General features: G+C 75.6%; 16 protein-coding genes. 7 read left to right on the top strand and 9 right to left on the bottom strand.

The features are described from left to right. Positions 1-41: 41 nt before the first annotated feature. Genes cobG through ACFTWP_RS21570 form a run of 3 tightly spaced genes read left to right on the top strand, consistent with a single transcriptional unit; the run spans position 42 to position 3,462 of the window. Positions 42-1,322 (top strand): precorrin-3B synthase, encoded by a 1,281-nt coding sequence (cobG, locus tag ACFTWP_RS21580; protein ID WP_380266253.1) that lies wholly within the window; start codon positions 42-44, stop codon positions 1,320-1,322. Continuing rightward, complete coding sequence (locus tag ACFTWP_RS21575) at positions 1,319-1,945, top strand: precorrin-8X methylmutase (RefSeq protein WP_380266252.1); 627 nt, start codon at positions 1,319-1,321, stop codon at positions 1,943-1,945. The genes cobG and ACFTWP_RS21575 overlap by 4 nt, the downstream gene beginning before the upstream one ends. Beyond that, on the top strand, positions 1,942-3,462 hold the full coding sequence (locus ACFTWP_RS21570) for a precorrin-2 C(20)-methyltransferase (RefSeq protein ID WP_380266251.1): 1,521 nt from the start codon (positions 1,942-1,944) through the stop codon (positions 3,460-3,462). The genes ACFTWP_RS21575 and ACFTWP_RS21570 overlap by 4 nt, the downstream gene beginning before the upstream one ends. Positions 3,463-3,722: 260 nt before the next feature. On the opposite strand, the gene ACFTWP_RS21565 is transcribed toward ACFTWP_RS21570, so the two are convergent. Then, positions 3,723-4,865 (bottom strand): LLM class flavin-dependent oxidoreductase, encoded by a 1,143-nt coding sequence (locus ACFTWP_RS21565; RefSeq protein ID WP_380266250.1) that lies wholly within the window; start codon positions 4,863-4,865, stop codon positions 3,723-3,725. Between the two features lie 417 nt (positions 4,866-5,282). Between ACFTWP_RS21565 and ACFTWP_RS21560 the strand changes: the two genes are divergently transcribed. Then, a complete protein-coding gene (locus ACFTWP_RS21560; RefSeq protein WP_380266249.1) occupies positions 5,283-6,413 on the top strand; it encodes a cobalt-precorrin-5B (C(1))-methyltransferase in 1,131 nt (376 codons plus the stop codon). Here the strand turns inward: ACFTWP_RS21560 and ACFTWP_RS21555 are convergent. Next, entirely contained in the window at positions 6,367-7,185 is an 819-nt protein-coding gene (locus ACFTWP_RS21555; protein ID WP_380266248.1) for an ATP-binding protein, read from the bottom strand. The genes ACFTWP_RS21560 and ACFTWP_RS21555 overlap by 47 nt on opposite strands. A gap of 271 nt (positions 7,186-7,456) precedes the next feature. On the opposite strand from ACFTWP_RS21555, the gene ACFTWP_RS21550 reads away from it, so the two are divergent. Beyond that, positions 7,457-8,215: a GntR family transcriptional regulator gene (locus tag ACFTWP_RS21550; RefSeq protein WP_380266247.1), complete on the top strand. Its 759-nt coding sequence runs from the start codon at positions 7,457-7,459 to the stop codon at positions 8,213-8,215. 224 nt (positions 8,216-8,439) lie between these two features. On the opposite strand, the gene ACFTWP_RS21545 is transcribed toward ACFTWP_RS21550, so the two are convergent. From ACFTWP_RS21545 to cbiE, 4 genes are all read right to left on the bottom strand, one after another. After that, positions 8,440-10,659, bottom strand: coding sequence for an NADP-dependent isocitrate dehydrogenase (locus tag ACFTWP_RS21545; RefSeq protein ID WP_380266246.1), 2,220 nt, complete (start codon positions 10,657-10,659; stop codon positions 8,440-8,442). A 236-nt stretch (positions 10,660-10,895) separates the two neighbouring features. Further along, the gene (locus tag ACFTWP_RS21540; protein ID WP_380266245.1) at positions 10,896-11,711 is read right to left on the bottom strand and encodes a cobalt-precorrin-6A reductase; all 816 of its coding nucleotides are present in this window, start codon (positions 11,709-11,711) and stop codon (positions 10,896-10,898) included. Continuing rightward, positions 11,711-12,472: a precorrin-4 C(11)-methyltransferase gene (gene cobM / locus ACFTWP_RS21535; RefSeq protein WP_380266244.1), complete on the bottom strand. Its 762-nt coding sequence runs from the start codon at positions 12,470-12,472 to the stop codon at positions 11,711-11,713. The genes ACFTWP_RS21540 and cobM overlap by 1 nt, the downstream gene beginning before the upstream one ends. A gap of 10 nt (positions 12,473-12,482) precedes the next feature. Then, the gene (gene cbiE, locus ACFTWP_RS21530; protein ID WP_380266242.1) at positions 12,483-13,826 is read right to left on the bottom strand and encodes a precorrin-6y C5,15-methyltransferase (decarboxylating) subunit CbiE; all 1,344 of its coding nucleotides are present in this window, start codon (positions 13,824-13,826) and stop codon (positions 12,483-12,485) included. A 218-nt stretch (positions 13,827-14,044) separates the two neighbouring features. Between cbiE and ACFTWP_RS21525 the strand changes: the two genes are divergently transcribed. Further along, positions 14,045-15,505 (top strand): catalase, encoded by a 1,461-nt coding sequence (locus ACFTWP_RS21525; RefSeq protein ID WP_380266241.1) that lies wholly within the window; start codon positions 14,045-14,047, stop codon positions 15,503-15,505. Positions 15,506-15,559: 54 nt separating this feature from the next. Here the strand turns inward: ACFTWP_RS21525 and ACFTWP_RS21520 are convergent, their stop codons facing one another. Then, on the bottom strand, positions 15,560-15,976 hold the full coding sequence (locus ACFTWP_RS21520) for a gamma-glutamylcyclotransferase family protein (RefSeq protein WP_380266240.1): 417 nt from the start codon (positions 15,974-15,976) through the stop codon (positions 15,560-15,562). A 151-nt stretch (positions 15,977-16,127) separates the two neighbouring features. Between ACFTWP_RS21520 and ACFTWP_RS21515 the strand changes: the two genes are divergently transcribed. Continuing rightward, positions 16,128-17,186, top strand: a complete 1,059-nt coding sequence (locus ACFTWP_RS21515) for an EamA family transporter (RefSeq protein WP_380266239.1) — start codon at positions 16,128-16,130, stop codon at positions 17,184-17,186. Positions 17,187-17,313: 127 nt separating this feature from the next. Here ACFTWP_RS21515 and ACFTWP_RS21510 read toward each other — a convergent pair whose 3' ends face one another. Together ACFTWP_RS21510 and ACFTWP_RS21505 are read right to left on the bottom strand one after the other, a co-directional pair. Continuing rightward, positions 17,314-18,273: a diiron oxygenase gene (locus tag ACFTWP_RS21510; protein ID WP_380266238.1), complete on the bottom strand. Its 960-nt coding sequence runs from the start codon at positions 18,271-18,273 to the stop codon at positions 17,314-17,316. Further along, positions 18,266-18,982, bottom strand: coding sequence for a TetR/AcrR family transcriptional regulator (locus ACFTWP_RS21505; protein ID WP_380266237.1), 717 nt, complete (start codon positions 18,980-18,982; stop codon positions 18,266-18,268). Before ACFTWP_RS21505 ends, ACFTWP_RS21510 begins: the two co-directional genes overlap by 8 nt. Between the last annotated feature and the right edge of the window lie 211 nt (positions 18,983-19,193).

Raw genomic sequence — 19,193 nt, 5'->3', positions numbered from 1 at the left:
GGGACAGAGTCCCCGGCCGGATCCTGGGTATGCTCGCCGCCATGTCACCCACACCCGACCCCGTCGCCCCGGGCCCCGGCGTGCCCGACCGGGCACGCGAGGACGCGTGCCCGGGGGCCCTTCGTCTACATACGGCCGACGACGGCGCGCTCGCCCGAGTCAGGCTGCCCGGCGGCCTGCTGACGAGCCGTCAGGTGCTCGCGCTGGCCGCCGCCGCCGAGGAGCTCGGGGACGGGCACCTGGAGACCACCTCGCGGGGGAACGTCCAACTGCGGGGCCTGCCCGAGGGCTGCGGGGCCGAGCTCGGCGGCCGGCTGCGCGCCGCCGGCCTGCTGCCCTCCGACCGGCACGAGCGGATACGCAACATCGTGGCCTCACCGCTCGCCGGGATCGACGGCAACGGGCATGCGGACGTGACCACTTGGGCCCGCGAGCTGGACGCCGCACTGTGCGCCGCCGAGTGGTCCACCGCCCTCTCCGGCCGGTTCCTGTTCGCCCTCGACGACGGCCGGGGCGACGTCGCCGGCCTCGACGCCGATGTGACATTGATCGCAACCCCCGCCGACCGGGCACTCCTGCGCCTCGGGCGTGCCACCACCGCCCTGCGCGTACCGGCGGTGCGCGCCGTCGCCGAGGCACTGCGCGCGGCTCAGGACTTCCTCACCCTGCTGCGGGAGACCGGCGCCCAGGCCTGGCGGATCCGCGAGGCCGACCCGGACGGCGCCCGGCTCACCCCGCCCGGCTCGCCCGCCGTCGCCCTGCCCGTCCTGTCCGGCGCGCTGCCGCAGGCGGGCCCGGTGGCCGGCCCGGACGGCCGCCACGGGCTCTCGGCGGGCCTGCCCTTCGGCCGCGCCGGCGTCGCGCAGTGGCGGCTGCTGGCGGAGGCCGCCGCCGACGGCGCAGGCGAACTGCGGGTGACCCCCTGGCGCGGTGCCGTCGTCCCGGGCCTCACCCCGGAGCTGGCGCGGACGTGGACCGGCCGGCTGACGGCCGCCGGCCTCGGCCTCGACCCGCACTCCCCGTGGGAACTCGCCATGGCCTGCACCGGGACCCCCGGCTGCGCCAAGTCCCTGGCGGACGTCCGCGGCGACGCGGCCCGCGCGCTGGCCGGCGCCGACCCGGCCGCCGGGCGGCTGCTGCCCGTGCACTGGTCGGGCTGCGAGCGGCGGTGCGGGCACCCGGCCGGCACGTGGGTGGACGCCCTCGCCACACCGGACGGGTACCGGGTGGCCGTCCGCCGCCCCGACGCCGCACCCACCTACCAAGCAACGACAACGCAACAGATGGCCGACGCAGTGGCCCGGGCCCGGAGGACCAAGTGATCGAGTACGAGAAGGACGGGGCGGCGATCTACCGCGAGTCCTTTGCCACCATCCGGGCCGAGGCCGACCTGGCGGGCCTGCCCGCCGACGTCTCGCAGGTCGCGGTGCGCATGATCCACGCCTGCGGCATGACCGACCTGGTCGAGGACCTGCTCTGGTCGCCCGGCGTGGTGGCCGACGCCCGCCGGGCGCTGCGCGCCGGCGCACCGATCCTCTGCGACGTGTCGATGGTCGCCAGCGGGGTGACCCGCAAGCGGCTGCCGGCCGACAACGAGGTGATCTGCACCCTCTCCGACCCGTCGGTGCCCGAGCTGGCGAGGAAGATGGGCAACACCCGCAGCGCCGCCGCCATGGAGCTGTGGCTGCCGCGGCTGGACGGCGCGGTGGTCGCCGTCGGCAACGCGCCGACCTCGCTCTTCCGGCTGCTGGAGCTGATCGAGGCGGGGGCGCCCCGCCCGGCCGCCGTGATCGGCGTGCCGGTCGGCTTCATCGGCGCCGCCGAGTCCAAGCAGGCCCTGGCCGAGCACCCCTCCCGGCTGGAGCACCTGGTGGTCCGCGGCCGGCGCGGCGGCAGTGCGATGGCCGCCGCCGCCGTCAACGCGATTGCGAGTGAGGAAGAATGACGGACGATCAGTCGACCACGGGTGGTCCCGGCCGGCTCTACGGCGTCGGGCTGGGGCCCGGCGACCCCTCGCTGGTCACCGTCCGCGCCGCCGAACTCATCGGCAAGGCCGACGTGGTGGCGTACCACAGCGCCCGGCACGGCCGCTCGATCGCCCGCTCCATCGCCGAGCAGTACCTGACGGAAGGTCAGATCGAGGAGAAGCTGGTCTACCCGCTGACCGTGGAGACCACCGACCACCCCGGCGGCTACCGCGGCGCGATCGACGAGTTCTACGAGGAGGCCGCCGCCCGGCTGGCCGCCCACCTGGACGCCGGCCGCGACGTGGTGGTGCTCGCCGAGGGCGACCCGCTCTTCTACGGCTCCTACCAGCACATGCACAAGCGCCTGGCGCACCGCTACCCGACCGAGGTGGTGCCCGGCGTGACCTCGGTCAGTGCCGCCGCCGCCCGGCTCGGACGCCCGCTGGTGGAGGCCGAGGAGGTGCTGACCATCCTGCCCGGCACCCTGCCGGAGGAGGAGCTGGCGGCCCGGCTGGCGTCCACCGACTCGGCCGTGATCATGAAGCTCGGCCGGACCTTCCCCACCGTGCGCCGCGCGCTGGAACGGGCCGGCCGGCTGGACGACGCCCAGTACGTCGAGCGCGCCACCATGGCCGCCGAGCGGACGGCCCCGCTCGCCGAGGTCGACCCGGACACCGTCCCGTACTTCTCGGTGGCCGTGCTGCCGAGCCGGATCGACCGGCCCGTCCCCGCGCCCGTGCCCGGCGAGGGGGAGGTGGTGGTGGTCGGCACCGGCCCCGCCGGGCCGCTCTGGCTCACCCCGGAGGCCCGCGGCGCCCTCGCCGCCGCCACCGACCTGGTCGGCTACACCACCTACCTGGACCGCGTGCCGGTCCGGGCCGGCCAGCAGCGGCACGGCTCCGACAACAAGGTGGAGGCCGAGCGGGCCGAGTTCGCCCTCGACCTGGCCCGGCGCGGCCACAAGGTGGCCGTGGTCTCCTCCGGCGACCCCGGCGTCTTCGCGATGGCCACCGCCGTCCTGGAGGCCGCCGGCGCCGACCCGTACCGCTCGGTGCCCGTCCGGGTGCTGCCCGGCATGACCGCCGCGCACGCCGCCGCCTCCCGGGTCGGCGCGCCGCTCGGGCACGACTACGCGGTGGTCTCGCTCTCCGACCGGCTCAAGCCCTGGGCGGCCATCGCCCGCCGGCTGCGGGCCGCCGCCGAGGCGGACCTGGTGCTGGCGCTCTACAACCCCGGCTCGAAGAGCCGCACCACGCAGGTCGGCCTGGCCCGCGACCTGCTGCTCGAACACCGCGACCCGCAGACCCCGGTGGTCATGGCCCGGGACGTGGGCGGCCCCACCGAGCGGGTGCGCGTCGTCCGGCTGGCCGACCTGGACCCGGCCGAGGTCGACATGCGGACCCTGCTGCTGATCGGCTCCTCGCAGACCCGGATCGTCGAACGCGACAACGGCACCGAGGTCGTCTGGACCCCGCGCCGCTACCCGGAGGACTGACCGCGACGGCGCGCACCGGCCCCCCGCGTCGCCCCCGGGGGCCGGGGCGCGCCGCGTGCAGGCGAGCGATCAGAGCGTGCAGCCGCCGGTGGTACCGCCGGCGGGCGGCTGGGGCACCGTCCGGTCGGAGGGCGGGGCCGTACCGCGCTCCGTCCACGCCACCAGATCAGCAGCCCCCCTGCCCGGCCGCCCGGCGCCCGCCCGACGGGCCTCTCGACGCGCCGGGCGGGGCCCATGTCACCGCGGGTGCGGGCCGGCCGTCACCGCGGGTCCGGACCGTCGACCGCGGGCAGGCCCAGGTGGCCGCGCAGGGTCTGCGCCGTGTACGCGGTGCGGAACAGCCCGCGCCGCCGGAGCTCGGGGATCAGGCCGTCCACCACCGCGTCCAGGTCCTCGGCGAGTACGGCGGGCCGCAGGCGGAACCCGTCGGCGCCGCCGTCCCGGAACCACTCCTCCAGGTGGTCCGCCAGGCCGACCGGGGTGCCGGCGAAGACGGCGGCGTCGCTGCTGAACGGCTCGCCGTCGAGGGCGTCGAGGTCGGCCAGCCGCTCCCGGGCGGCCGCCTCGGTGTCGGCCAGCACCACGTTGAGGTCGGCGAACAGCCGGTAGGGCTGCTCGGAGCGGCCGAACTCCTTGCGCAGTCGCTCCACTTCACCGCGAATGGCCAGCAGCCCGGCGGTGTCGAACGGGGTGATGAAGGCCACCTCGGCGTGCCGGGCCAGCAGCCGGTAGGGCACCGTGTCGTGGCCGAGGATCGCGGTCACCGGCCGGCCCTGCGGAGGGCGGGGGACGGCGGCGCTGCCGCTGGCCGGGACCCGTGTTCCGGTGAAGTCCACCGGCCGGATCAACTCCTGGTCGACGAAGCGCCCGTCGGCCCGGTCGGCCAGCAGCGCGCCGGGTGCCCAGCTGTCCCAGAAGGCCAGCACCGCGCGGGTGAACTCCTCGGCCTCCGCGAAGCGTTCGACGAGCAGCGGCCCGCCGTCGGGGGCCAGCGCCAGCCGCTGCTGCTCCGGCGTGGTGTCGACCCGGGGCCGCCAGCCCGCCCGGCCGCCGCTCAGGTGGTCCAGGGTCGCTATCCGGTCGGCCAGTTCACCCACCGGACGGCTGGTCAGGCCGGTCGGCACCAGCCCGATCCGGTCGGTCGCCGCGGCCACCACCGCCAGGACCAGCGCGGCGTCCAGCCGCCCGCGCGCCCGGCCGTCGCGGTCGGCGTGGATCGGGCGCGAGTCGTCCAGGGTGACGAAGTCGAGCAGCCCCTCTTCGGCCCGCCGGGCGGCGTCGAGGTGCAGGTCGGCGGAGCCGAAGGCCGACTCCGGGGCGCGCGCGGTGCGCCGCCAGGCGGCCGGATGGGCGCCGAACCCGTCCAGGGACACGGCGAGATGCAGTTGGCGTCCGACGGTCATGGTCACTCCCGGGTGCTTCGCGGTGACGGACCGTCCGTCCCCGCCCCCAGCCTGGCGGCGCCGTGCGAACGCCGTGCTGCGGCGGTGTGAAGCGTCCGGCCGGGCGGCCGCCGCAGGACCACCGGCGGGCCGTGATCGTCGGCGACCCGCCGGGCCGGGGCCGGTCGGTCGCCGGGTGCCCCCGCCGGCGCCGGTGGGGGCACCGACCGGGACCCAGCTGGGACGATGCGGGCCGGACAGGGGACGATGGAGACGCGCGGCCGCTCCGGCCGGGCGCGGACGGCGGGCAGCCGAAGGGACGGGTGGCGGCGATGGGTGCGTGCACGGGCGGCGGGCCGGGCGGGCCGGACCGCGTGAGCGGGCGGCCGCGGGCGGCCGGTGCCGGCCGCGGGACCGCAGGCCCGGCGGGAGGCGTCCGTGGCTGAGATCGGCGGGCGCGCCGCGCAGCTGAGGAGCAGCGGCCTGCGGCACGGCTGGACCACCGGCGCCTGCGCCACGGCGGCGACCAAGGCCGCCTACACGGCCCTGCTCACCGGCGGCTTCCCGGATCCGGTGACGATCACGCTGCCGAAGGGGCAGCAGCCGGCCTTCGCCCTGGCCGTCGAGGAGTTGGCCGACGACCGGGCGATGGCGGGCGTGGTGAAGGACGCCGGGGACGACCCCGACGTCACCCACGGTGCGCTGATCCGCTCGACCGTCCGGCGCGGTGAGCCCGGCAGCGGTGTGGTGTTCCGGGCCGGCCCCGGGGTGGGGACGGTCACCAAGGCCGGGCTGCCGCTGGCGGTGGGGGAGCCAGCGGTGAACCCGGTGCCCCGGCAGATGATGCGGGACGCCGTCGCGGAGGTGGCGGCGGTCCACGGCGACGGCGGCGACGTGGTCGTGGAGTTGTCGGTCGACCACGGCGAGGAGATCGCCCGCTCCACCTGGAACCCCCGGCTGGGCATCCTGGGCGGGTTGTCGATCCTGGGCACCACCGGCATCGTCGTCCCGTACTCCTGCTCGGCGTGGATCGACAGCATCCGGCGCGGGGTGGACGTGGCCCGCGCGGCCGGGCGCACGCACGTCGCCGGCTGCACCGGCTCGACCTCGGAGAAGGTCGCCGTCGCCGTGCACGGGCTGCCCGAGGACGCGCTGCTGGACATGGGCGACTTCGCGGGCGCGGTGCTGAAGTACCTCAAGCGCCACCCGGTGGCGCGGCTCACCATCGCGGGCGGGTTCGCCAAGCTCTCCAAGCTCGCCGCCGGGCACCTGGACCTGCACTCGGCCCGCTCCCAGGTGGACAAGGGCTACCTGGCCGGCCTCGCCCGCAGCGGCGGCGCCGGGCCGGAGCTGGTGCGGGCCGTCGCGGAGGCGAACACCGCGCTGGAGGCGATCCAGCTCTGCCGGGCGGCGGGCGTCCCGCTCGGCGACCTGGTCGCCCGGGCGGCCCGGGCCACCGCGCTGGACGTCCTGGTCGGCTCGCCGGTGGCGGTGGACGTGATCTGCATCGACCGGGCGGGCGTCATCGTCGGACGGGCGGAGCCGCTGGGGCCGGCTGCGCGACCGTAGGCGTCGGCGGCGTCACCGCCCGGGGCGGGTACGTCACCGCTCCGGGCGCCGCCGCTCCGCCGCGCAGCGCCGTTCGGCCTCGGGCGGGCTCCCGCCGGCCCGCCGCGGGAGCGGTGCCGCGCCGCAACGGCGGTGCGGTGCGGGCCCGGTGGGCGGCGTCGGCGGTGTGCCGGCCGCCGGCCCGTAGGCTGCCGGGCTCGCTCGGGGGCGCCACCGGCCAGGGCCGGGGCAGTGCGTCCCGGGCCCGGACCAGGCAGGCGCGGGTGCGTGCCACGCGCCGGCTGAACCCGCTCGGCCCGGGGTCGGCGCGCGGGGGCGAGGCCGGGCGCCGACCGGTGAGGCGGGCCGGGAGCGTACCGCCGGTCGGCACCGCGAGGTGCGCCCAGGCGGCCTTGTGGTGCTGGAACTCCAGGAACCCCCAGCGCAGGGCGAGCGCGTCGACGATGTGCAGGCCCCGGCCCGACTCCTGTTCGTCGCCGACCGACGGCGGCCCGTCGGGGTGTGCCCGGGAGCGGTCGTGGACCTCGACGACCAGGATCCCGGGCCGGTGGAGCCGCAGGTGGATGTGGACCTCGGGCCCCTCGCCGTGCCGGATCGCGTTCGTCACCAGCTCGGTGACGACGAGTTCGAGATCGGAGCTGTCCTCCAGCGGGATGCCGAGGGAGCGGACCTCTGCCACGGCCCGGATCCGGACGCCGGCGACTTCGCTCGGGGCGGAGGGGATCGCCCAGGTGGCTCGGGAGAGGAAGGAGATGTCTGCTGAATCGGACATGGCGATCCTTCGTACGGCAAGCGCGCGGCTGGTGCTCCGCTGGTCCGACGTGTGCCGGGCGGGCCGGTGGCCTCGGGTCAGGCCTCGGGGATACTTCCAGTGAAGCCATGATCTCTAGAGAAGTCAATAAGCTCTCTAGAGAAATGGCGCGCCGGCGGTCGGTGAGCGCTCCCCTGCCGCGCCGGACGGGCCACGGGATGTGTGCGGCACCGATAGCAGGCGCGGCGGTGCCGTCCTAGGATGTCTAGAGAGGAAGCGAGGAATCGAACCCATGGCCAACTCGGACAACCGCCGGCAGCCGAAGTACCAGCAGATCGCCGATGCCCTCAAGGAGGCCATCCGGAGCGGTGAGTACGCGCCGGGCGACCGCCTCCCCGGCGAGAACGACCTCATGGCCAGCTACGGCGTGGCGAGGATGACGGCCCGTCAGGCCCTGGGTGTGCTGCAGAGCGAGGGGATCGCCGAGGCCCGCAAGGGCGTGGGCGTGTTCGTGCGGGTCTTCCAGCCGCTGCGGCGCCAGGGCATCCAGCGGCTCTCCGCGGGGCAGTGGGGCGCGGGCCGCTCGATCTGGTCCGCGGACATAGCCGAGCGCGTCCTGGTGGTGGACCAGGTGAAGGTGGCGGAGGCGGTGGCGCCGGCGCGGGTGGCCGAGGTGCTCGGCGTCGACCCGGCCCGCCCGGTCTGCGTCCGCAGCCGGCGGTTCGTGCTCGACGGCAAGCCGGTGCTGCTGTCCGAGTCCTACCTCCCGGCCGACCTGGTGGCCAGCTCGGCGATAACCCGGCAGGACACCGGACCGGGCGGCACCTACGCCCGGCTCGCCGAACTCGGCCACAAGCCGGTGCACTTCCGCGAGGAGATCCGCTCCCGGATGCCCTCGCAGGACGAGGCCGAGCGGCTGCGGCTCTCGGCCGGCACCCCGGTGATGCTGATCTGCCGCACGGCCTTCGCCGAGGACGGCCGGGCCGTCGAGGTGAACGAGATGACCCTCGACTCGGCCTCGTACGTCCTGGAGTACGACTTCGACGCCTGAGCGGCCGCGCGCCCGCCCCTTGCCGGCCGCTCGCCGCTCGCCGCGCGCGCCCGTTCCTAGTCGCCGCTCACCGCCCGCCCGCCCGTCGGCCGCCGTGACGCCCGTACGTCCCGACAAAGGCCCCGCGGGCCGTCGCGGGGACGGTCCGCGGGGCCTCGGAGGTCCCACCGGGCGGCCGGTCCCGCGGGCCGGGGCCCACGGGACCGACCGGGATCGGCGCGGGCTCAGCCCAGGGTCGCGACGGCCTCGTTGAAGGTCGCCGACGGACGCATGACCGCCGCCGCCTTGGCGGGGTCGGGCTGGTAGTAGCCGCCGATGTCGGCGGGCGAGCCCTGGACCGCGATCAGCTCGGCGACGATGGTCTGCTCCTGCTCGGTGAGCGTCTTGGCGAGCGCCGCGAACGCCTCCGCGAGCTGGGCGTCGTCGCTCTGCTTGGCCAGCTCCTGGGCCCAGTAGAGCGCCAGGTAGAAGTGGCTGCCGCGGTTGTCGATGCCACCGAGGCGGCGGCTCGGCGACTTGTCCTCCTCCAGGAAGCTGCCGGTCGCCCGGTCGAGCGTGTCGGCGAGGACCTGGGCGCGCGCGTTGCCCGTGGTCTGCGCGAGGTGCTCGAAGCTGACGGCCAGCGCGAGGAACTCGCCGAGGCTGTCCCAGCGGAGGTAGTTCTCCTTGAGCAGCTGCTGGACGTGCTTCGGGGCGGAGCCGCCGGCGCCGGTCTCGAACAGGCCGCCGCCGTTGATCAGCGGGACGACCGAGAGCATCTTGGCGCTGGTGCCCAGCTCCAGGATCGGGAACAGGTCGGTGAGGTAGTCACGCAGCACGTTGCCGGTCACCGAGATGGTGTCCTCGCCGCGGCGGATGCGCTCCAGCGAGAAGGCGGTGGCCTTCGCGGGCGACAGGATCTCGATCTGCAGCCCGTCGGTGTCGTGCTCCGGCAGGTACGCCTTGACCTTGGCGATCAGGTTGGCGTCGTGCGCGCGGCTCTCGTCCAGCCAGAAGACCGTCGGGTTGCCGGTGGCGCGGGCGCGGTTGACGGCGAGCTTGACCCAGTCGCGGATCGGCACGTCCTTGGTCTGGCACATGCGGAACACGTCGCCGGCCTCGACCGGCTGCTCCAGCACGACCGCACCGGCGGCGTCGAGGACCCGAACGGTGCCGGCGGCGGCGATCTCGAAGGTCTTGTCGTGGCTGCCGTACTCCTCGGCCGCCTGCGCCATCAGGCCGACGTTGGGCACCGAGCCCATGGTGGCCGGGTCGAAGGCGCCGTTCGCGCGGCAGTCGTCGATGACGACCTGGTAGATGCCGGCGTAGCTGCTGTCGGGGATGACGGCGAGGGTGTCGGCCTCCTTGCCGTCCGGGCCCCACATGTGGCCGGAGGTGCGGATCATGGCCGGCATCGACGCGTCGACGATGACGTCGCTCGGGACGTGCAGGTTGGTGATGCCGCGGTCGGAGTCGACCATCGCGAGCGCCGGGCCCTCGGCGAGCTCGGCGTCGAAGGAGGCCTTGATCGCGGCGCCCTCGGCCAGCGAGTCCAGGCCCTTCAGGATGCCGCCGAGGCCGTCGTTCGGGCTCAGGCCGGCCGCGGCGAGCACCTCGCCGTACTGGGCGAAGGTCTTCGGGAAGAAGGCCCGCACCACGTGGCCGAAGATGATCGGGTCGGAGACCTTCATCATGGTGGCCTTGAGGTGCACCGAGAACAGCACGTCCTCGGCCTTGGCCCGGGCGACCTGGGCGGCGAAGAACTCGCGCAGGGCGGCGACGTGCATGACGGAGGCGTCCACGACCTCACCGGCGAGCACGGGTACCGACTCGCGCAGCACGGTGGTGGCGCCGTCGGCGGCGGCCAGCTCGATGCGCAGCGTGCCGGCCTCGGCGATCACGGCGGACTTCTCGGTGGAGCGGAAGTCGTCGGCGCTCATGTGGGCGACGTTCGTCTTCGACTCGGGCGTCCAGGCACCCATGCGGTGCGGGTGCGCCTTGGCGTAGTTCTTCACCGAGGCGGGCGCGCGGCGGTCCGAGTTGCCCTCGCGCAGCACCGGGTTGACGGCGCTGCCCTTGACCTTGTCGTACCGGGCGCGGGCGTCGCGGTCCGCGTCGGTCTTCGGGTCGTCCGGGTAGTCCGGCAACGCGTAGCCCTGCGCCTGCAGCTCCGCGATCGCGGCCTTGAGCTGCGGGACGGAGGCCGAGATGTTCGGCAGCTTGATGATGTTGGCCGCAGGCGTCTTCGCGAGCTCGCCGAGCTCGGCGAGCGCGTTGTCGATGCGCTGGCCCTCCTCCAGGAGCTCCGGGAAGCTGGCGATGATGCGCCCGGCCAGGGAGATGTCGCGCGTCTCCACGCTGACGCCCGCCGTCGAGGCGTAGGCCTGGACCACCGGCAGGAACGAATACGTTGCCAGGGCCGGGGCCTCGTCGGTGTGCGTATAGATGATGGTCGAGTCAGTCACCGTTACTCCGCTTCACGTCTACAACGTCTTGATATCAAGATATCTCGTTGGTGCCCCTCTCCGACACCCAACCCCCGAGTCGAGCCGCGTCGGACCGGTCGCCGGGGCGATCGGTGCCGGCCGGGGCGACTCCCACCACCAGGGTGACCCGGTACGGGCCGGTCCGCCGCTCCGGCGCGCACGGTGCCGGTCGGCCGGGAGCCGGCCCGGTGTTCACCGGCCGGGCGCGCCGGCCCTCAGCCGCCGGCCGTGGCCAGCCAGGCGACCGCGGCGGCCACGTCCTCGGCCACCGGTACGCCGCCCGGCGGCTCGGGGCGGCGGACGATCACGACCGGGACGCCGAGCTCGCGGGCGGCGGTCAGCTTGGCCGCCGTGGCGGCGCCACCGCTGTCCTTGGTGACCAGGACGTCGATCCGGTGCTCGCGCAGCACCGCGCGTTCCTCGTCCAGGGTGAACGGGCCCCGGGCCAGCAGGACGTCGGTGTGCGCGGGCATCGGCGGCGCGGGCGGGTCGACCGAGCGGGCCAGGAAGTGCAGCGCGTCCAGGCCGGCGAAGGCGGCCATGCCCTGGCGGCCCGTGGTGAGGAAGATCCGGCGGCCGAGCCCCGGCAGCAGGGCCGCGGCCTCGGCCAGGGAGGCCACCTCGTACCAGCGGTCGCCGGCGGCCGGGGTCCAGCCGGGGCGCCGCAGGGCGAGCAGCGGCACACCGGTGGCGGCGGCCGCCTCGGCGGCGTTGCGGGACATCACCTCGGCGAACGGGTGGGTGGCGTCCACCAGCGCGTCCACCCGCTCGGCGCGCAGCCAGTCGGCCAACCCGGCCGCGCCGCCGAAACCGCCGATCCGTACCCGCCCGGCCGGCAGCCGGGGCTCGGCCACCCGCCCCGCGAGCGAGCTGGTCACCAGCCGGGCCGGGTCGGCGCCCGGGCCGGTGACCAGCGCGGCGGCCAGCCGGCGGGCCTCGGTGGTGCCACCGAGGATCAGCACGTGGCCCGCCCGGCCGGCCCCGGGCCGGGCGCCCTCGGGCGGCGGTCCGGCGGTGTCGGCGGCGGGCATCAGGCGTCGCAGGGCTCGTGCGGGCGCTCGCGCCCGGCCGAGTACAGGTGGCTGTCGCGGAACTGCTCGGCGCCCAGCGTGCGGCCGACCAGGATGACCGCGGTGCGCACCACTCCGGCGGCCTTCACCTGGCCGGCGATGTCGGCGAGGGTGCCGCGCAGCACGAGTTCGTCGGGCCGGCTGGCCATCGCGACCACGGCGGCCGGGCAGTCGGCGCCGTAGTGCGGCAGCAGCTCCTCGACCACCTCGTCCACGTACCCGGTGGCCAGGTGCAGCACCAGCAGGGCGCGGCTGCGGCCCAGCGTCGCCAGGTCCTCGCCCTCGGGCATCGGGGTGGCACGCCTGGCGATCCGGGTGAGGACGACGGTCTGGCCGACGGTCGGCACGGTGAGCTCGCGCTTGAGGGCCGCCGCCGCGGCGGCGAAGGCCGGTACGCCGGGGACGACCTCGTACGGGATGCCGACCGCGTCCAGGCGTCGCATCTGCTCGGCGACGGCGCTGAACACGGAGGGGTCGCCGGAGTGCAGGCGGGCGACGTCCTGGCCGGCCTCGTGGGCGGCGGTGATCTCGGCGATGATCTGGTCGAGGTCGAGCTGCGCGGTGTCGACCAGCCGGGCGCCCGGCGGGCACTCGGCGAGCAGCTCGCGCGGGACCAGGCTGCCGGCGTACAGGCAGACCCCGCAGCGTGCGAGGGTCCGCGCCCCGCGCACGGTGATCAGATCGGCGGCGCCGGGGCCGGCCCCGATGAAGTGGACGGTCATGTGGGGGCTCCTAAGCGGCGGGCGGCTGCGCCGGGGCGGACGGGAGGCTTCCCGTCGGCCCGGGCGCGGGCGTCGGCGGGTGGGTGGTGGCAGCCCGCTCCGGCGGGCCGGCCGGCGGGTGCGGCGGCTTGACGGCGGACCACTGGGTGACGGGCATCGCCTGGCGCCACCCGGTGAACCCGCCCACGGGGACGGCGTGCGCGACGGCGAGCCGCAGCAGGTCCCCGCCCCAGCGCCGGTACCACTCGGTGAGCAGTGCCTCGGACTCCAGCGTGACGGTGTTGGCGACCAGCCGGCCGCCCGGCGCCAGCGCGGCCCAGCAGGCCTCCAGCAGGCCGGGGGCGGTGAGTCCGCCGCCGACGAACACGGCGTCGGGGGTGGGCAGCCCGGCGAGCGCGGCCGGCGCCGGACCGGTGACCACGCGCAGGCCGGGCACCCCGAGGGCGGCGGCGTTGCGGGTGATCCGCCCGGCCCTGACCGGATCGCGTTCGATGCTGACGGCGCGGCAGTCGCGGTGCGCGCGCAGCCACTCGACGGCGATCGAGCCGGAGCCGCCGCCGACGTCCCAGAGCAGCTCGCCGGGGGCGGGGGCGAGGGTGGCGAGGGTCGCCGCGCGGACGTGCCGCTTGGTCAGCTGCCCGTCGCTCTCGTACGCGTCGTCCGGCAGGCCGGGCACCAGCGAGGTGCGGACGCCGGCGCCCGAGCACTCCACCGCGATCAGGTTCAGCGGGTCGCCGGCCGGGTGCGTCCACTGCTCGGCGGTGCCGTCCAGCTGCCGCTCCCCGGGGCCGCCGAGCTGCTCCAGCACCCGCAGCCGGCTGGCGCCGAAGCCGCGCGAGGTCAGCAGGGCGGCGACGGCGGCCGGGGTGTGCGCGTCGGCGCTGAGGACGAGCAGCCGGCGGCCGTGGTGCAGGGCCGGGGTGAGGCCGTCCAGCGGGCGGCCGACCAGGCTGACGGTCTCGGTGGTGTCCAGCGGCCAGCCCAGCCGGGCACAGGCGTGGCTGACCGAGGAGGGGTGCGGCAGGACGCGCAGCCGTTCGGCGCCGACCGTCTCGGCCAGGGTGCGGCCGATGCCGAAGAACATCGGGTCGCCGCTGGCGAGCACGGCGACCCGGCGGTCCTCGTGCGCGGCGAGCAGGCCGGCCACGGCCGGGCGCAGCGGGGACGGCCAGCCGACGCGCTCGGCGGCCAGTTCGGCGGGCAGCAGCGCCAGCTGCCGGGGGCCGCCGATCACCACCTCGGCCTCGCGCAGCGCCTGCCGGGAGGGGTCGGCCAGTCCCGGCCAGCCGTCGGCGCCGATCCCGACGACGGTGATCGGGCGGCCTGCCGGCGCCGGGGCAGGATCGGTGGCCAACGGGTACTCCTCGCAGGTCCGGAAGGGGGCAGCGGCAGCCTACCTGGCGGTACCCGGCCCGCTCGCGGGGCCCGGCGGCCCGGCCCCGGCGGGAACGCCCAGGTGGGGAGCGTGGAGGCGCGGTGGGCGGGGCCCGGCCGGGCCCGCGGCGAGATGCAGGTCACCTACGGCGGGGTTAGGTTCGCGAGGGGGTGCCCCAGCGCGCAACGGAGGACACGATGTCCGACTCAGCGGTTCCGCACACGACGAACAACGCCGGTGTCCCGGTGCCGAGCGACGAGAACTCGCTGACGGTGGGGCGGGACGGCCCGATCCTGCTGCACGACCACTACCTGATCGAGAAGATGGCCCAGTTCAACCGGGAGCGGGTGCCCGAGCGGGTGGTGCACGCCAAGGGCTCCGGGGCGTACGGCTCCTTCGAGGTGACGGACGACGTCAGCCGGTACACCAGGGCGAAGCTCTTCCAGCCGGGCCGGCGCACCGAGATGCTGGCCCGCTTCTCGACCGTCGCCGGCGAGCAGGGCAGCCCGGACACCTGGCGCGACCCGCGCGGGTTCGCGCTGAAGTTCTACACCGAGGACGGCAACTACGACCTGGTGGGCAACAACACGCCGGTCTTCTTCGTCCGCGACACGATCAAGTTCCAGGACTTCATCCGCTCGCAGAAGCGCCGCCCGGACAACGGCCTGCGCGACCACGACATGCAGTGGGACTTCTGGACGCTGTCGCCCGAGTCGGCGCACCAGGTCACCTGGCTGATGGGCGACCGCGGGATCCCGAAGTCGTACCGGCACATGAACGGGTACGGCTCGCACACCTACATGTGGATCAACGCGGACGGCGAGCGGTTCTGGGTCAAGTACCACTTCAAGACCGACCAGGGCGTCGACTTCCTCACCCAGGAGGAGGCCGACCGGCTGGCCGGCAGCGACCCCGACCTGCACCGCCAGGACCTCTTCGAGGCGATCGAGCGCGGTGACCACCCGTCCTGGACGCTGTACGTGCAGGTGATGCCGTTCGAGGCCGCCGCCGACTACCGGTTCAACCCCTTCGACCTGACCAAGGTGTGGCCGCACGGCGACCACCCGCTGATCAGGGTCGGCCGGATGACCCTCAACCGCAATCCCGACGACTACTTCGTCCACATCGAGCAGTCCGCGTTCGAACCGTCCAACCTGGTGCCCGGCATCAGCGTCTCGCCGGACAAGATGCTGCTCGGCCGGATCTTCTCCTACCCCGACACCCACCGCTACCGGATCGGCCCCAACTACGCCCAGCTGCCGCCGAACCGGCCGCACGTGCCGGTCCACTCGTACGCCAAGGACGGGCCGATGCGCTTCGACCCGAGCCGGGCGGCGGCGCCGTACGCCCCGAACTCCTACGGCGGCCCGGCCGCGGCGGCGGACCGCTTCGACGACCCGTCGGCGGGCTGGCGGACCGAGGGCGAGATGGTCCGGGAGGCCTACGGCCTGCACGCCGAGGACGACGACTGGGGTCAGGCCGGCACCATGGTCCGCGAGGTGCTGGACGACGCCGCGCGCGACCGGCTGGTCTCCAACATCACCGGGCACCTGCTCGCCGGCGTGAGCGCGCCGGTGCTGGAGCGGGCCGTGCGGTACTGGCGCAACGTCGACGAGGACCTCGGCGACCGGGTCGCGGCCGGAGTCCGCGGGGGCTGAGTGGCGGCCCGCCCGGGCCGGGTGACCGGCCCGGCGGGTGCTCCCGCCCGCCCGTCAGCCGCGCGTCCAGTCGCCCGACTCGACGGGCGCGGCGACCGCCCGCAGCCGGGCCGCGGTGCGCGGGCCGGCCAGGTAGACCCAGGCCTCGGTCTCGCCGTCCTCGGTCAGCACCGCCCGGCGCAGCCGGACGTACTCGCCGGAGCCGTCCGGCCGGCAGTCCTCCAGCCGGTCGAGGTCGGCCAGCACGGACGGGTAGCCGGCCGGGAACACCGTCACCAGCTCGCCGACCACCCGGCGGTCGGGGTCCGGGACGGCGTACGGGAAGCCCGGGCCCTCGTACAGGGCGGCGCCGGGCAGTACGGCGGGGCGGACGGCGGCGCAGCGTCCGTCCAGGTGCGCGGCGTGGTTGCGGCCGCCCGTTCGGAGTGTGCCGTACACGAAGAACGGAAGCTGGGCGGGGTCGGCGGGCACGGTTCGGGCCTCCTGGGGGCGGGCGTGGGGCGGTCGCAGGGAGGGGCCCACGGTAGCCCCGGCGGAGCCGGGCCGGATACCGGGTGGCGCCGGAGGCCGCTGGTGCGGTGTCATGGCGGGGTTCGTACAGCAGCGTCCCAGGGAGACACCCATGACAGCTCCGGCCCCGCAGAGTCCCTCGGACGCCTCGGGAGGGCCGGGATCCCCCGGCCCGCAGGACGCCGCCACCCTGCTGGACGCCCCCGGCCCACCGGGGGATCCGCACCCCGCGGGCGCGGTCCGGGCCGGGGCGGCAGCCACCGCGCCGACCGCCGACCGGGTCCGGATCAGCGGTGCGGTCTGGGGCGCGCTGGCCATCGTCTACGTGCTCTGGGGATCGACCTACCTGGCGATCCGGATCACCATCGAGACCATGCCGACCTTCCTCTCGGCCGGCTCGCGGGCCCTGGTCGCCGGACTGGTGCTGCTGGCCCTGGTGGCCTGGCGCCGGGGCCCGGCCGCCGTGCGGGTGAGCCGCCGGCAACTCGGCTCCGCCGCCCTGGTCGGCGTGCTGCTGCTCACCGGGGGCAACGGCCTGGTCGTCCTCGGCGAGCACTCCATCCCGTCCGGGCTCGCCGCCCTGCTGGTCGCGATCGTCCCGCTCTGGATGGTGCTGCTGCCCGTCGCCTTCGGCGGTGCGCGCCCGCGCCCGGCCGCCCTCGGCGGCGTGCTGCTCGGCCTCGCCGGCCTCGCCGTGCTCTCCTCGCCCGCGTTCGGCGGCGACATCGCGCCCGCCGGGGTGATCGCGGTGGTGGCCGCGACCCTGACCTGGGCGGCCGGCTCCTTCGCCGCGCGGCGGATCAGCATGCCGTCCGACGCCTTCGCCGCCAGCGCCTACCAGATGATCGCGGGCGGCGTCGCGAGCCTGCTGGTGGCCCTGGGCCGCGGCGAGCAGCACGGCTTCGACCCCGCGCAGGTGTCCGGCCGGTCCTGGCTGGCCCTGGCCTACCTGGTGGTGTTCGGCTCGCTGGTGGCCTTCACCGCGTACGCCTGGCTGCTGCAGTCCGCACCGCTCACGCTGGTCGCCACCTACGCGTACGTCAACCCGGTGGTCGCGGTGCTGCTCGGGTGGCTGGTGTTCGCCGAGCCGCTGACCGGGCCGATCCTCTGCGGCGGGGGGATCGTGGTGGCGGCGGTCTGTCTGGTGGTCAGTACCGAACGACGGCGCTGAGCCGGCCGGTGGGAGCGCGCGGGCGGTCGCCTGGGGCCGCCCGCGCGCGGGGCCGTCGCATCGTCGGCCCGTCGCGTCGTCAGCCCGGTTCGTCGTCGGCCTGTCGCGTCGTCAGCCCGGTTCGTCGTCAGCCCGGTGCACCCGGCAGCAGCGAGGCCCGGCGCCAGCGGTACTCCGAGCGGCGGTCGATGATCCCGAGCTCGGTGAAGAACAGCACCGCCTTGCGGGCCCAGTCGGCCTTCGAGCGCTGCCAGTGCGGGTTGGCGGCGGCCGCCCGTCGGGCCGTCGCCGGGTCGAGACCGGCCAGCGCGTAGACCCGCGGGTGGATCACCTCGGCGACCGACTGCTGGGCCAGCAGCGCCAGCCCCTGCCGGAACAGGGCCCGTCGCGGGGCGCTCATCGCGGCCCATCGGCGCTCCAACTCCGGTTTGGCGTAGCCGATGTGGCGCGCCTCCTCGATCACGTGGATCCGGGCCACCGCGCGGGCCAGCGGCTGCAGGCTGTCGTCCCTGATCATCTCGCGCTGCAGGGCGTCGGTGTACTCCTCCACGAAGATCGCCCCGGCGAAGGTCATGGTGGTGTCGTTGAGCAGGAAGTGCAGCCGGCCCAGCCGCTGGGCCCGGCGGGTCGGGCGGGCCGACGGGTACCCGGTCGTGGTCAGGTAGCGCGCGAACATGGTCGAGTGCCGGCACTCGTCGGCCACCTCGGTCAGGGCGTACTGGGCGTGCTTGGTGGTCAGGTCGCTCTCGTAGACGTGCCGGACCAGGCCCTCCATCAGGACCAGCTCGAACCAGATGCCCGCCGAGATGGTGCTGGCCAGCTCGTACCCGCTCAGCCGGGCCTGCTGACGGTGCGTCATGGAGTCCCAGAGCGGGGTGCCGTAGAGCGAGACGCGGTGCGGCGGGATGGCGAACCGGTCGGGGTCCTGCGGGGCGTCCCAGTCGATCTCGGTGAGGGGGTCGTGGGAGTGCCGGGCGGAGACGCGCAGCAGGCGCTCGGCGTTCAGCTCACGTTCGGCGGCGGGGCCGGCGCTGGGGCCGGCGGTGGCGGTGGTGCCGTTGGTGGTGCCGTTGGTGCGTTCACTCATCGGTCGGCTCCGGTGGGAGTGGCGGTGGGGGAGCGGTGGAGGTGGTGGCGGCGGTGGTGCCGGGAGCGGCGGAGGCCGGCCCGACGGGAGGGGGAGCGGCGGCGACCGGGGGCATCGGGTGGCCGAGGGCGCGCAGTGCGAACACCGACAGGGCGGGGACGAGCTGCTCCGCCGGGCCGCCGTCGGCGAGCGGCCCGACCAGGGCCTCGCCGACCGCGCCCACCAGGGCGGCCGCGGTGAGCTGCGGATCCTGCGGGGGCAGCCGGCCGGCCGCCACCCCCTCGGCGATCAGACCGGCGATCAAGTCCCGGAAGGCCAGCCGGAAGACCAGCCGCTCGGCGTCGACCTCGGGATCGACCGGCTCGGCGAGCAGCGCGAACGCCAGGCGGGGTGCCCGGAGCGCCCGGCCCGCGAAGGTGCCGATCACCGAGGCCACCTGGGCCGCCAGATCGCCCTCGAAGGCGGCCGCCGCGCGCACCGCCGCCACCTCGCGGCCGACCACCTCGCGGAAGAGCTCGGCCACCAGCTCGGCCTTGGTGGGGAACGACCGGTAGACGCTGCCGGTGGCGATGCCCGCGCGCTGCGCGACCGCCGCCACCGAGCAGGCCGCGTAACCGTGTTCGGAGAGGAGTGCGGTGGCGGCGGCCAGTACGGCGGCACGCTGGGCGTCGAGCCGGGCCTGGACGGCCGGGGTCCTGCGATAGACCATGGCAAGAAGTGAAGCAGTGATTCAGTGCCTCATCAATACCCTTGCCCGGTCTGGTCGGTGGGCCGCGCGGCCGCGGCGGTCCGGTGGCCGGGCCCGTTCGCCGCCACGTGCGCCGGGCGCCGTCGCCGGGCCGGTCGACAGTCGCCACCCCGCTCGTCGCCGGCCGTCGCCGGGCGCGTCGCCGGCAGCCCGTCCCGGATGGTGAACCCTC

This window comes from Kitasatospora sp. NPDC057015 (genome assembly GCF_042673745.1).
In the GTDB taxonomy this organism is placed as follows: domain Bacteria; phylum Actinomycetota; class Actinomycetes; order Streptomycetales; family Streptomycetaceae; genus Kitasatospora.
The sequence above is the reverse complement of the archived record's forward strand: the minus strand, read 5'-3'. Positions and strand labels throughout refer to the sequence as shown.